Annotated in this window: 14 protein-coding genes; 11 read left to right on the top strand and 3 right to left on the bottom strand. The window is 66.3% G+C overall.

Features of this window, described 5'->3' with window-relative positions:
* Window positions 1-22: 22 nt before the first annotated feature.
* Complete coding sequence (locus tag LK409_RS18950) at window positions 23-991, top strand: D-2-hydroxyacid dehydrogenase family protein (RefSeq protein ID WP_003815373.1); 969 nt, start codon at window positions 23-25, stop codon at window positions 989-991.
* A 12-nt stretch (window positions 992-1,003) separates the two neighbouring features.
* On the opposite strand, the gene ttcA is transcribed toward LK409_RS18950, so the two are convergent.
* Window positions 1,004-1,966, bottom strand: a complete 963-nt coding sequence (ttcA, locus tag LK409_RS18945) for a tRNA 2-thiocytidine(32) synthetase TtcA (protein ID WP_010929410.1) — start codon at window positions 1,964-1,966, stop codon at window positions 1,004-1,006.
* 31 nt (window positions 1,967-1,997) lie between these two features.
* Complete coding sequence (folB, locus tag LK409_RS18940) at window positions 1,998-2,357, bottom strand: dihydroneopterin aldolase (RefSeq protein ID WP_003815370.1); 360 nt, start codon at window positions 2,355-2,357, stop codon at window positions 1,998-2,000.
* Window positions 2,358-2,481: 124 nt separating this feature from the next.
* Between folB and LK409_RS18935 the strand changes: the two genes are divergently transcribed.
* Window positions 2,482-3,384, top strand: a complete 903-nt coding sequence (locus LK409_RS18935; RefSeq protein WP_010929409.1) for an NAD(P)/FAD-dependent oxidoreductase — start codon at window positions 2,482-2,484, stop codon at window positions 3,382-3,384.
* Between the two features lies 1 nt (window position 3,385).
* On the opposite strand, the gene LK409_RS18930 is transcribed toward LK409_RS18935, so the two are convergent.
* Window positions 3,386-5,158, bottom strand: coding sequence for a M61 family metallopeptidase (locus LK409_RS18930; RefSeq protein ID WP_003815368.1), 1,773 nt, complete (start codon window positions 5,156-5,158; stop codon window positions 3,386-3,388).
* Window positions 5,159-5,192: 34 nt separating this feature from the next.
* On the opposite strand from LK409_RS18930, the gene LK409_RS18925 reads away from it, so the two are divergent.
* From LK409_RS18925 to atpG, 9 genes are all read left to right on the top strand, one after another.
* Window positions 5,193-5,969, top strand: coding sequence for an enoyl-CoA hydratase (locus LK409_RS18925; RefSeq protein ID WP_003815367.1), 777 nt, complete (start codon window positions 5,193-5,195; stop codon window positions 5,967-5,969).
* A 296-nt stretch (window positions 5,970-6,265) separates the two neighbouring features.
* Entirely contained in the window at window positions 6,266-7,774 is a 1,509-nt protein-coding gene (locus tag LK409_RS18920; RefSeq protein WP_010929408.1) for a DUF1254 domain-containing protein, read from the top strand.
* Window positions 7,775-8,133: 359 nt separating this feature from the next.
* Window positions 8,134-8,430, top strand: a complete 297-nt coding sequence (locus LK409_RS22895) for a hypothetical protein (protein ID WP_456062024.1) — start codon at window positions 8,134-8,136, stop codon at window positions 8,428-8,430.
* A gap of 8 nt (window positions 8,431-8,438) precedes the next feature.
* Window positions 8,439-9,320, top strand: a complete 882-nt coding sequence (gene atpB, locus LK409_RS18910) for a F0F1 ATP synthase subunit A (RefSeq protein ID WP_003815364.1) — start codon at window positions 8,439-8,441, stop codon at window positions 9,318-9,320.
* Between the two features lie 116 nt (window positions 9,321-9,436).
* The gene (atpE, locus tag LK409_RS18905; protein WP_003815363.1) at window positions 9,437-9,679 is read left to right on the top strand and encodes a F0F1 ATP synthase subunit C; all 243 of its coding nucleotides are present in this window, start codon (window positions 9,437-9,439) and stop codon (window positions 9,677-9,679) included.
* A gap of 137 nt (window positions 9,680-9,816) precedes the next feature.
* Window positions 9,817-10,287, top strand: a complete 471-nt coding sequence (locus tag LK409_RS18900; protein WP_003815350.1) for a F0F1 ATP synthase subunit B — start codon at window positions 9,817-9,819, stop codon at window positions 10,285-10,287.
* A gap of 12 nt (window positions 10,288-10,299) precedes the next feature.
* Window positions 10,300-10,839, top strand: coding sequence for a F0F1 ATP synthase subunit delta (locus LK409_RS18895; protein WP_003815348.1), 540 nt, complete (start codon window positions 10,300-10,302; stop codon window positions 10,837-10,839).
* Window positions 10,840-10,873: 34 nt separating this feature from the next.
* A complete protein-coding gene (gene atpA, locus LK409_RS18890; RefSeq protein WP_003815346.1) occupies window positions 10,874-12,415 on the top strand; it encodes a F0F1 ATP synthase subunit alpha in 1,542 nt (513 codons plus the stop codon).
* 98 nt (window positions 12,416-12,513) lie between these two features.
* Complete coding sequence (gene atpG, locus LK409_RS18885; protein WP_010929407.1) at window positions 12,514-13,419, top strand: F0F1 ATP synthase subunit gamma; 906 nt, start codon at window positions 12,514-12,516, stop codon at window positions 13,417-13,419.
* Window positions 13,420-13,454: the final 35 nt, after the last annotated feature.

Raw genomic sequence — 13,454 nt, 5'->3', positions numbered from 1 at the left:
CGGCGGCCCCAAGGAGGCCGGGATGCATATTGCGATACTGGATGACTATCACGGCGTGGCCGAGCGCTATGCCGACTGGACCACGCTGGGCGCGCAGGCGCGCGTGCAGGTGTTTCGCGACGCGCTGCCTTCGGGGGCCGCGCGCGCCGTGGCCTTGCAGCCTTTCGATGTCATCGTGGCGATGCGCGAGCGCACGCCGTTTCCGGCCGAACTGATCCAGGCGCTGCCCGCGCTGCGGCTGCTGGTGACGACCGGCATGCGCAACAACGCCATCGACATGCAGGCCTGCGCCGCGGGCGGCATCCTGGTGTGCGGCGCGCCCGGCAGCGCCGAGGCCGGCGCCGCCACGGCCGAGCTGGCCTGGGCCCACATCCTGGCGCTGTTCAAGCGCCTGCCGCAGGAAGATGCCGCCATGCGCCGCGGCCTGTGGCAGACCGGCATGCCGCAGCCGTTGGCAGGCAGGCGGCTGGGCGTGCTGGGCCTGGGCAAGCTGGGCAGCGCGGTGGCGCAGGTGGGGCGCGCGTTCGGCATGGAGGTGGTGGCCTGGAGTCCCAACCTCACCGACGAGCGCGCCGCCCAGGCCGGCGTGACGCGGGTGGACAAGCACACCCTGTTTTCCACCGCCGACGTGGTCAGCCTGCATCTGATCCTCGGCGAGAGCACCCGCCACATCGTCGACGCGGCCGCGCTGTCGGCCATGAAGCCCAGCGCCTACCTGGTCAACACCTCGCGCGCCGGCCTGGTCGACCAGGACGCGCTGCTGGACGCGCTGCGCAAGGGCCGGCTGGCCGGCGCCGGGCTGGACGTCTACGAGAGCGAGCCGCTGCCCCCCACCGATGTCTGGCGCACGCTGGACAACGTGCTGCTGACGCCGCACCTGGGTTATGTGAACGCGGAGAACTTCCAGGCGTTCTATGCCAATGCGCTCGAGGCCGTGCGCGCCTGGGCCGCGGGCGCGCCGGTACACGTGCTGGGCGGCGCCCGGGGCTGAGCCCCTGGCGCCCTAGCGGAAGACCACGCGCTGCTCGGCCATGCCGTCGGCCTGGCCGGCCGGCGCGTCGCTGGCGCAGCCCGGGCCCGCCGTATCGGGCTCGGGATCGATCTGGTCGAAAGCGGTATCGCCGCCGGCGTCGGCCACCCCGGTGGGCTTGAGGCCGACAAAGTCGAACAGATCGCGGTCCATCAGGTGCGAGGGCACCACGCGCGAGAGCGCGTTGAAGACATTCCACGAGCGGCCGGGATGCTTGCGGTCCCATTCCTGGATCATCCGCCCGACTTCCTTGCGCTTGAGGTTTTCCTGCGAGCCGCACAGGTTGCAGGGGATGATGGGAAATTGCTTGAATTGCGCATAGGCGATCAGGTCGCTTTCGGGCACGTAGGCCAGCGGCCGGATCACCGTGTGGCGTCCGTCGTCGGAGACCAGCTTGGGCGGCATGCCCTTGGCCTTGCCGCCGTAGAACAGGTTCAGGAAGAAGGTGCCCAGGATGTCGTCGCGGTGATGGCCCAGCGCAATCTTGGTCGCGCCCAGTTCGCTGGCTACCCGGTACAGGATGCCGCGGCGCAGGCGCGAGCACAGCGAGCACATGGTCTTGCCTTCCGGGATGACCCGTGTGACGATCGAATACGTGTCCTGCGTCTCGATATGGAACGGCACGCCCAGCGCGCGCAGGTAACCGGGCAGGATCTCGGGCGGAAAGCCCGGTTGTTTCTGGTCCAGGTTGACCGCGATGATCTCGAAGGCGAAGGGCGCGCGCTTCTGCAGGCTGAGCAGGATGTCGAGCAGCGCGTAAGAGTCCTTGCCGCCGGACAGACAGACCATGACCTTGTCGCCGGCCTCGATCATGTTGTAGTCGGCGATGGCGCGAGTGGTCTCGCGGGCCAGGCGCTTGGCCAGCTTGTTGCCTTCGAAGCGCGCCTTTTCCTCGGCGGGCGTGCGCGCGGCGGTGGGGGATACGGTGAGAGTCATAGCGTAGCGATGTCCGGTGGCCTGCCTGGCCTTAGCGGCTGATCTGTATCTCCACGCCGACCGCCGCGCAATCCGAGAAGGCCATGGGCTTGCTGACGCGCAGGCGCAGCGAGCGGATCTCGTCGAAATCGGCCAGCAGGCGCGCGGCGACCTGTTCGGTCAGCGTCTCGATCAGGTTGACATGGGCCTGCGTGCATTCTTCGACGATGGCCTCGCGCAGCCGCCGGTAGTCGAGCACGCTGTGGATGTCGTGGTCGTCCACGTTGCGCATGATGTCGATGTCGAACTCGGCGTCGATATGCAGCGGCTGGGTGGCGCGGCGTTCGTGTTCAAGAATGCCGATGCGGGCGTCCAGGGCCAGCCCGGAGATGAATATGCGGCGTGTAGGCATGATGGCAGTGGGGAAGACGGATGCGGGATTGTAAGGCGGCGCGCGGGCGGGCGGCCGGGCCTGACTACAATCCGGCCATGGCGACAGGCGCCCGCCAGGCGGGGCGCCGGAGGAAAAACACGGAATGCGGCAGTTCTACGATGCGGTAATTGTAGGCGGTGGGCCGGCCGGCGCGTCCTGCGCGATCTGGCTGGCCCGTCTCGGATTGGCGCCCTTGCTGGTCGAGGCCGGCGAGCGGCTGGGCGGCCTGGGCAACGACAATCCGTTCACCGACGACTGGATCGCCGTGCTGCCCGATGTGACCGGGCAGCAGGTGGCGGCCAATATCGCCGCCAGCGTCGCGGCCGCCGGCGTGCCGGTGCGGCTGCGCGCGCCGGCAACCGCCGTGCGCCCCTGCAAGGGCGGGGTGGAAGTGCGGCTGGGCGGCGCCGGACAGGACGCCGTCTACGGCAAATCGCTGGTGATCGCTTCCGGCGTGCGCGCGCGCGGGCTGCCCGGCCATCCGCAGCAGGCCCGCTGGCCGGGCGTGCTGATCGGGCCGGGCTCGTCCATCGTCGCCCAGGACTATGCCGGCCTGACGGTCGCCGTGCTGGGCGGGGGCGACAATGCCTTCGAGAATTTCGTCTACGTGCGCAACCGCGGGGCGCGCCAGGTCGACCTGTACGCGCGCACCGTGCGCGCCCAGCAGCAGTGGGTGGCGCGGGCCGGCACCGAAGGCGTGCGAGTGGGTCCGTACCGCGTCGATCCGGCCGCGCGCACCGTCGACGGGCGGGCCTATGACCTCATCCTGGTGTTCTATGGCTGGGAGCCGCAGGCCGATTTTGCCGACAGCCTGGGCCTGGAACGCGATTCGCGGGGTTACCTGCGTACCGATTTCGCCACGGCCCAGACCAGCCTGCCCGACGTCTACGCGATTGGCGAGGTGGCCGACCGCATGCATCCCTGCGTGGTCACCTCGCTGGCCGACGGCGTGACGGCGGCCAAGGCGATCCAGCGCCGCTGGGAGCGTCCGGCGCCGCCGCGCTGAGTCAGGCCGCCGCCAGCACGCAGTCCAGCGGCGCCGGCGCGGCCAGGCGCACCTGAAAGCTGCGCAGTTCATCGCGCCGGAACACGTGCACCGTCACCCGGTCGCCGGGGCGGTACTGCGATAGCAGCACGTCCAGGCCGGCCGGCGCATCGACGCGCAGGCCGTCGATGGCCACCAGCACGTCGCCCGCCGACAGGCCACCCTTGTGGGCCGCGCCGCCCTCGTACACGGTGGCCAGCGCCAGGGCCTCGCCCTGTTTGCGCGTGCGCACGTCCATTGTCGGGATATTGGCGCCGGCCTGCCAGGTCAGGCTGATGCCGTGCGGCGCCAGCAGCTCGGCCAGCGGCACGTCGGCCGTGCCATGGGCATGGCGCGCGATGAAGCGCCGCGCGTCCACGCCGGTGGCCTCGCGGATCAGCGCCGGCAGGGCATCCTCGGCCAGGCCCTGCGGGCGGCCGCGGTAGAAATCGCGTCCGTAGCGCCGCCACAGCAGGCGCATCACATCATCGAGCGAATGGACGCCGCCGCTGTCGCGGCGGATCAGCAGGTCCAGGCCCAGCGCGACCAGCGAGCCCTTGGTGTAGTAGCTGACCAGCGCATTGGGGGAGTTCTCGTCCTGCTTGTAATAGCGGGTCCAGGCGTCGAATGAACTTTCCGCGACCGATTGCTTGTGGCGGCCCGGCGCGCGCGCCACGCCCGAAATGGTCTTGCCCAGCAGGCGCAGGTAGTCGTTGCGGGTGATGGTCTGCGAGCGCAGCAGCAGCAGATCGTCGTAGTACGAGGTGAAGCCCTCGAACACCCATAGCAGCCGCGTCAGGTCGGGCCGCTCCAGGTTGTAGGGCGCGAAGGCGGCCGGCTTGATGCGCTTGACGTTCCAGGTATGGAAGTACTCGTGGCTGACCAGGCCGAGAAAGCCGCGATAGCCTTCGCCCTGGCCCTGCTGGCCCAGTACCGGCAGGTCCTTGCGCGAGGCCATCAGGGCGGTGCTCGCGCGATGTTCCAGGCCGCCGTAGCCGTCGCCCGTGACCATGGTCATGAACACGTAGCGGCTGGCGCTGTCCAGGAAGGGCGCCTGCTTGCTGCGCGGCTCGAAGAAGGCGATCTGCGTCTCGCAGATGCGCTGCACGTCGGCGGCGATGCGCGCCAGGTCCAGCCGCGGCGCCACGCCGGTGAACACCAGTTCGTGTTCGGCGCCATGCGCCTGGAAACCGATGACCTGCGGCGTGCCCATCTCGACCGGGTGGTCGATCAGCGCGTCGTAGTCGGGCGCGCGGTAGCGGCCGAAGCCGTGGCGGCGGGCCGCGCCCGGCAGCCCCTGCGCCTCGGGCAGGCTGGTGTAGACCTTCCAGCCTTCGATGCCGCGCGGCGGCGCCAGGTCGAGAATGCAGGGCGCGTTTTCCTGCCCGTCTACGCGCAGGAAAACGCTGGTGCCGTTGAAAAAGCCGTGGCTTTCGTCCAGGTGCGCGCCGCGCACCGAGAGATCCCACGCATACACCGTATAGTCGACCTGCAGCGGGCCGCTGCACGGCGCCACCTGCCAGGTGTGGTTGTCGATCTTGTTTACCGCCACCGGCTTGCCGCCGGCGCGCGCGGCCAGCGTCTCGATCTGGCGGGAGAAATCGCGTATCAGGTAGCTGCCGGGAATCCACGCGGGCAAGGCCAGGCGCTGTCCCTCGGGCGCAGGCTCGGCCACGGTCAGGGTTATCCGGTAGCGGTGGCCGGCCGGGTCGTGGGGTTCCAGGCGGTAAATTACGGGTGTGTCGTTCATGCGCATATCTTACATTTCATACTCTGACAGGAGGCAATCAATGAGCGAGTCGTTTGTGCTGGTCGAAACCCGGGGCCGCGTGGGATGGTTGACGCTGAACCGGCCCAAGGCATTGAATGCGCTGAACGACCAGTTGATGGAGGAGCTGGGCGCGGCGTTGCTGGCGCTCGACGCCGACGACGGCATCGGCGCGATCGTGATCACCGGCAGCGAGAAAGCCTTCGCCGCGGGCGCGGATATCGGCGCCATGAAAGACTGGTCCTACATGGACGTCTACCGCAGCGACTACATCACCCGCAATTGGGAAACCATAAAGCGCGTACGCAAGCCCGTGATCGCCGCGGTGGCCGGCTATGCGCTGGGCGGCGGCTGCGAACTGGCCATGATGTGCGACATCGTCATCGCCGCCGACTCGGCCCGCTTCGGCCAGCCCGAGATCAAGCTGGGCGTGATTCCCGGCGCCGGCGGCACGCAGCGCCTGCCGCGCGCGGTGGGCAAGGCCAAGGCCATGGACCTGGCGCTGACGGCGCGCATGATGGATGCCGCGGAGGCCGAGCGGGCCGGCCTGGTATCGCGCGTGGTGCCGGCCGACAGGCTGGCGGATGAGGCGCTCGAGGCCGCCACCGTCATTGCCTCGATGTCGCTGCCGTCGGTCATGATGGCCAAGGAGTGCATCAACCGCGCGTACGAAGTGCCGCTCAACGATGGGTTGCTGTTCGAGCGCCGCGTGTTCCACTCGCTGTTCGCCACCGAAGACCAGAAAGAGGGCATGGCGGCGTTCACCGAGAAGCGCAAGCCTGACTTCAAGCACAGGTAGGCCCGCGCCGGGCCAGTCGCATCCGGTTACCTCGCGTCACCCGCCCGATTGCCGACGCCGCGCGCATGCGCGGCGTTTCCATTGGCGCGCGCGGCGGGCCTGCGCGCACCGCCGGCGTTACGCGGGTTGCCCGTTGAAACGCTTGCATTGCACTTTGTTGCATTGTGCGGGCCTATCCTGGAGTGACGGCAGGTCCGGAGTGTCGTGTCCGGCAACGTCAGGCGCCTCGCGTCATGCGCGACGTGCCACGGCCGGGGACGGCGGCTCATTGTCCAACAACAAGCAAGGAGCCCTTCATGCGTACATGTGCAAGATTTCCACGGCGGCGTTGGCAACTCGCGCTGGCGGCCGGCGTAGTCGGCGTCGGGCTGGCGGGCGCCGCCCAGGCTCAGGCCCAGTCGCCGGCCCGCGCGCCCACGTCCACGCTCAGGCTGGTTTCCGAAACGCCGTATGCGGCCCAGGGCGCCGCGGTCCAGGCGCCGGCGATGACCGCCGAGCAATTGCGCGACACCGCCATCGACGCCTATGTCTATGCCTATCCGATGGTGCTGATGGAAATGACGCGGCGCGCCTCGACCAACGTGCAGACGCCTATCGCCGGACGCGCGCCGATGAACCAGTTCGGCCACCGCACCGCCTTTCCCGACCCGCGCGCCACGGATGTGGCCTGGCCCAGCACCGACACCCTGTCGTCCAGTCTCTGGTACGACGTGTCGCGCGAGCCGTTGATCGTGCAGGTGCCGGCTGCAGGGGCACGCTATTACCTGCTGTCGCTGCTGGACATGTGGACCGATGCCTACGCCTCGCGCGGAACCCGCACGACCGGCGGCGGCGCGCAGACCTTCGCGATCGTCGGACCGTACTGGCAGGGCACGCTGCCGCTCGGCGTGGACATGGTGCGCAGCCCGACCGGTTCGGGCTGGATGATCGCGCGCGTGCAGACGGGCGGGCCGGATGACTATCAGAACGTCAACCAATTCCAGGCCGCCCTGACGGTCACGCCGCTGGCCCAATGGGGCAAGCCGTTTCGCATGACGGGCAGCGCCGCGGTCAACCCGGCCTGGAGCGCCGGGCAATCGCCGGCCGAACAGGTGGCGGCGATGGACGCGGCCAGCTACTTCAACCTGTTCGCCGATCTGTTGCGCAGCAACCCGCCGCACGCCAACGACTATCCCATGCTCGACCGCCTGCGCAGGCTTGGACTGGGCGACCAGCCCAATGCGTACGCGCGGCTCAGCCCCACGGTGCAGCAGGCGCTGATCGAGGCGCAGCCGCTGGCGGGGCGCCGCATCGCCGACGCGGCCGGCCGCCTGGGCACCCCGGCCAATGGCTGGAACACGGCGCTGCACGGCATCGGCACCTATGGCACGGACTACCTGCGCCGCGCCGCGGTGGCCTATGTGGGGCTGGGCGCCAACCCGCCCGAGGACGTGCTCTACCCGGTGACGGCCGTCGATGCGCGCGGCAAGGCGTTGCGCAGCGACGAAGACTACGTGCTGCACTTCGACAAGGACCAGCTGCCGCCGGCCAATGCCTTCTGGTCGCTGATCCTGTACGACGCACGCCAGGGGCTGGCGGACAACCCGATCGACCGCTATGCACTGCGCAGCACCGACCCGCTGGTCTACAACGCCGACGGCTCGCTGGACATCTACATCCAGCGCGACCCGCCGCGCAAGGCGCGGCAGGCGAACTGGCTGCCGGCGCCGCGGCAGGGCGATTTCATGCTGAACCTGCGCCTGTACTGGCCGCGCGACATCGCGCTCGATGGCAACTGGGCGCCGCCGGCCGTGCGCGAAGACTGAGTTTGTGGCGCCGGCGCCGCGGCGCCGATCGGCCCCCGTTTCCGACTTGGCGGCGGGGGCCGTTTTCATTTGGCGACCCCCAAAAAATCACGCTATACTCTACGGGTTTGACGCTTGCGGGCTAAAAGAGCGTGGCAAAAGCTGCGTCGTAAATTGCTGGCAAGGGCAGGGAAGTTCATGCAAAAGAGTCTGGTTCTTACCGCCGCTGATCGTGCGGCACTCGATGCGCGGGCTTGCCGGGAGCTCTGCCTGGCCATTGCGGCGCAGGGTGTCATGGGGCTCGTGGCAGCGGCAATCGCGGGGGTTGTTGCGGGAACGGCGGCAGGTTTGTCGGCGTTGGCGGGAGCGGGGCGTATTTCTTGCCCAATGCATTGTTTGCATTGCGCTTGCTGGTCAACGTCGTCAGGGCGGCCCGGCCAAACCCATTTGCTTTTCTCTACGGTGAGTTGCTCAAGCTGCTCATGACGGCGCTACTGCTGTGGCTGCTGTCGTGGCTGGCGCAGGGCTGGCTGGTGTGGCCGGCTGTCCTGCTGGGCCTGGTCTTCACACTGAAGGGATATCTCCTGCTATTGATCTGCGCAAGCGCTCGTAGCGATATTAACCATCGTGAAAAAGTCCGGCTCCACAGGGGCACGGGCACACAGCAAACAGGGTAGGGTTCCACATGGCTGCTCCCAGCGGCGCGTCGCCTCAGTCCGAGTACATTCAGCACCACCTGGTGCATTTGAACAATATTGGCGAAAAGCAAAGCGTCATCGCCCAGTTCAACGTCATCAACTATGACTCGCTGTTCTGGTCGATCCTGATGGGCCTGCTGGTCGTATTCTGCCTGTGGCTGGCCGCGCGCCGCGCCACGGCGGGAGTTCCGGGCCGCTTCCAGGGTTTCATCGAAATGATCGTCGACATGGTCGACGACCAGGCCAAGTCCATCGTCACCAACGCCAAGAGCCGCCTGTTCGTGGCGCCGCTGGCCCTGACCGTGTTCCTGTGGATCATCCTCATGAACGCGCTGGACCTGCTGCCGGTCGACCTGCTGCCCTCGATCTGGCGCATGACCGGCCTGGGCGCCGAGCACGGCGACCCGCTGTACTACCACCGCATTCTCCCCACCGCCGACCTGAACGTGCCCATGGGCATGTCGCTGGGCGTGCTGCTGCTGATGTTCTATTACGGCATCAAGATCAAGCACCCGGGTGGCTTCGTCAAGGAGTTGTTCACCGCGCCGTTCCACGCGCACGGCCTGGCCTCGCTCGTGCTGGCCCCGTTCAACCTGCTGCTCAACCTGATCGAATATGCCGCCAAGTCGGTGTCGCTGGGCATGCGGTTGTTCGGCAACATGTTCGCCGGTGAACTGATCTTCATGCTGATCGCGCTGCTGGGCGGCGCCTGGACGGGCTTTAACGGCGCCAGCATCGGTTTGGGCATTGGGCATGTGTTGGCCGGTTCGGTGTGGGCAATTTTCCACATCCTGATCGTGCTGCTGCAGGCTTTCATCTTCATGATGCTGACGCTGGTTTACATCGGCCAGGCGCACGAAGGGCATTGATCCCAAATTTTCGGCGTCCGCCATGGTGGCGGGCGTCCGTTAGCAAGATCTTCTTGCATTGAGCAGTACCTGTTTTTCAATAATTCTGACTTCAGATTTCTAACCAAGGAGTTGTCATGACCAACGTCGCTTTCGTTGCTCTCGCTTGCGGTCTCATCATCGGCCTGGGCGCCATCGGCGCTTGCATCGGTATCGCACTGATGGGCGGCAAGTACCTGGAAGCTTCGGCTCGTCAGCCCGAACTGATGAACGCCCTGCAAACCAAGATGTTCCTGCTGGCGGGCCTGATCGATGCGGCGTTCCTGATCGGTGTGGGTATCGCCATGCTGTTCGCCTTCGCCAATCCGTTCGTCGGCTAATGGCATTGCCCGCCGGCGAAACAGGCGGGCCTGACGCTGGCGGCGGCGCGCAAGCGCGTGTTGCCGACTGGCAAAGTATCGAGTGCCCTGGGTTGTCATTCTGATGGCCGGGGCTGCAAGGTGTTAAAGGAACGACCGTGAATCTGAACGCGACGATCTTCTTCCAGATGCTCGTGTTCTTCGTTCTGGGCTGGTTCACGATGAAATTCGTGTGGCCGCCTCTGACGAAGGCGATCGATGAGCGCCGCCAAAAAATCGCCGACGGCCTGGCCGCCGCCGAGAAGGGGAAAGCCGATCTGGCTCAAGCCCAAGCGCGCGTCAGTCTGATCGAGGCTTCTGCCAAATCCGAAACTCACGCCCGCATCATCGAAGCCGAGAAACAGGCTGCTTCGGTGATTGAGCAGGCCCGCCGTGAAGCGGAAGCCGAACGCGCCCGTATCGTGGCCCAGGCTGCCCAGGACGCCGCGCAGGAAGTTCAACGCGCCCGTGAAGCATTGCGCGACGACGTCGCCGCGCTGGCCGTCAAGGGTGCCGAACAGATCCTCAAGCGCGAGGTTGACGCCCGCGCCCATGCCGAGCTGCTCAACCAGCTCAAGGCGCAGCTTTAATCCGGGAACGTCATGGCTGAACTTTCCACTGTTGCCCGTCCCTACGCCGAAGCCCTCTTCGGCGCAGCGCGCGACGACAAGGCCGGTCTGGCGGTGTGGGCCGACCTGGTCAGCGAGATGGCGCAGGTCGCCGCCAATCCCGACGTGCGCGAGGCGATGGCCGATCCGCGTCTGGACGACAAGCAGCGCAGCGAGGTCTTCACCGGCCTCATCAAGTCGCAGCTGCCTCAGGCCGCCCGCAATTTCATCGAGCTGCTGGTCAAGAACGACCGCTTGCTGCTGCTGCCCGTCATCGCCACGCAGTTCGTCGCGCTGAAGAATCGTCACGAAGGCACGGCGCAGGCGGAAATCACCAGCGCATTCGAACTCAGCGACGCTCAGGTAAAAGAGCTGATTGCCGCGCTCGAACTCAAATTCGGTCTCAAGCTCAAGCCGCACGTGTCGGTCGATCAGGAACTGATCGGCGGTGTGCGCGTGGCTGTCGGGGACCAGGTGCTCGATACTTCCGTAAAAGCCCAACTGGCCCGCTTGCGCGATACGCTGGCCGCATAAGGCAGGCGAGACTAACAGGATTCCAGGAGTCAATATGCAACTCAATCCCTCCGAGATCAGCGAACTGCTCAAAAGCCGCATCGAGGGCCTGGGCGCTTCGACTGATGTTCGTACTCAGGGTACCGTCGTCTCCGTGACCGACGGTATCACCCGCATCCACGGCCTGTCCGACGTGATGCAGGGCGAAATGCTCGAATTCCCGAACAACGTGTTCGGCGTGGCGCTCAACCTCGAGCGCGATTCCGTTGGCGCCGTTGTTCTGGGCGACTACACCGGCGTGTCCGAAGGCGACCAGGTCAAGACGACCGGCCGCATTCTCGAAGTGCCGGTCGGCCCCGAACTGAAGGGCCGCGTGGTCAATACCCTGGGCGACGCGATCGACGGCAAAGGCCCGATCAACACCACCCAGACCGACATCATCGAGAAAGTGGCGCCTGGCGTTATCGCCCGCCGCTCGGTGTCGCAACCGCTGCAGACCGGTATCAAGGCCATCGACTCGATGGTGCCGATCGGCCGTGGCCAGCGCGAACTGATCATTGGCGACCGCCAGACCGGCAAGACCGCCGTGGCCGTCGACACCATCATCAGCCAGAAGGGCAAGGGCGTCACCTGCGTGTACGTCGCCATCGGCCAGAAGGCTTCGACGATCAACAACGTGGTGCGCAAGCTGGAAGAGCACGGCGCGATGGAATACACCATCGTGGTCGCCGCCGCCGCTTCGGACTCGGCCGCCATGCAGTACCTGGCCGCCTACGCCGGCTGCACCATGGGCGAGTACTTCCGCGATCGCGGCGAAGATGCCCTGATCGTCTATGACGACCTGACCAAGCAGGCCTGGGCCTACCGCCAGGTGTCGCTGCTGCTGCGCCGCCCGCCGGGCCGCGAAGCCTATCCGGGCGACGTGTTCTACCTGCACTCGCGCCTGCTCGAACGCGCCGCGCGCGTCAACGAGGAATACGTCGAGAAGTTCACCAACGGCGCCGTCAAGGGCAAGACCGGCTCGCTGACCGCGCTGCCGATCATCGAAACCCAGGCGGGCGACGTGTCGGCCTTCGTTCCGACCAACGTGATCTCGATCACCGACGGCCAGATCTTCCTGGAAACCGACCTGTTCAACGCGGGCGTGCGTCCCGCCATCAACGCCGGTATTTCCGTGTCGCGCGTCGGTGGCGCCGCCCAGACCAAGGTCATCAAGAAGCTGTCCGGCGGTATCCGTACCGACCTGGCCCAGTACCGTGAACTGGCCGCCTTCGCGCAGTTCGCCTCCGACCTGGACGACGCCACCCGTCGCCAGCTCGAGCGCGGCAAGCGCGTGGTGGAACTGCTCAAGCAGCCGCAATACCAGCCGCTGCAAGTGTGGGAGCTGGCCGTCTCGCTGTACGCGGTCAACAACGGTTACCTGGACGACGTCGACGTGGCGCAGATCCTGGCCTTCGAAAAGTCGCTGAAGGATCACCTCAAGGCCAAGCACGCCGCCTTGATCCAGCGCATCGAAGACACCAAGGAACTGTCCAAGGACGACGAAGCCGAACTGGCTGCCGCGGTCCAGGATTTCAAGAAGCACGGTGCTTTTTAAGGCAACTGTCTGGCGTAGCGATGGGCGTGCCGCCCATCCTACGGTAGGGCGGGGACAGCCCGGCTGAACCCGCCAAGCCGTTTCAACAGGAAAGCGCAATGCCCGGAATCAAGGAAATCCGAACCAAGATCAAGAGCGTGCAAAACACGCGCAAGATCACCAAGGCGATGGAAATGGTCGCCGCATCCAAGATGCGCAAGGCGCAGGAGCGGATGCGCGCGGGTCGTCCGTACGCCACCAAGGTGCGCGAGATTGCTGCGCACCTGATGCAGGCCAATCCCGAGTACGGCCACCCGTACCTGGTCGAACGCGAAGTCAAGGCGGTCGGCGTGGTGCTGGTGACGACCGACAAGGGCTTGTGCGGCGGCCTGAACACCAACATCAGCCGCGTGACGCTGTCCAAGCTGAAGGAATTCGAGCAGCGCAGCATCAAGGTGCAGGCGACGGCCTTCGGCAACAAGGGTCTGGGCCTGCTGACGCGTATTGGCGCCAAGCTGGTGTCCCAGGAAGTGCAGCTGGGCGACAAGCCCGACCTCGACCGCCTGCTGGGCGCCATCAAGGTGCAGCTGGACGACTACCTGGAAGGCCGTATCGACGCGCTGTACGTGGCGACCACGCGCTTCGTCAACACGATGAGGCAAGAGCCGGTGTTCCTGCGCTTGCTGCCGTTGTCCAATGGTTTGGACGATCCGTTCCAATCGGGCGTTGAGACCCTGGCCAAGACCGCCGAGATCAAGTCGGACTACAGCTGGGACTACATCTACGAGCCGGATGCCAAGAGCGTGATCGACGATCTGCTGCAGCGTTACGTCGAAGGGCTGTTGTACCAGGCCGTGGCTGAGAACATGGCGTCGGAGCAGTCGGCCCGGATGGTGGCGATGAAGTCCGCGTCGGACAACGCGAAGAAGGTCATCGGTGACTTGCAACTGGTCTACAACAAGACCCGTCAAGCCGCGATCACCAAAGAAATTTCGGAAATCGTAGGGGGCGCTGCCGCGGTGTAACCCGGCAGTACTCCGACAAAAGCTATCAAGCAAGG

The organism is Bordetella parapertussis (genome assembly GCF_020735925.1).
In the GTDB taxonomy this organism is placed as follows: domain Bacteria; phylum Pseudomonadota; class Gammaproteobacteria; order Burkholderiales; family Burkholderiaceae_B; genus Bordetella; species Bordetella pertussis.
This window is presented reverse-complemented; position numbering and strand designations above follow the sequence as displayed.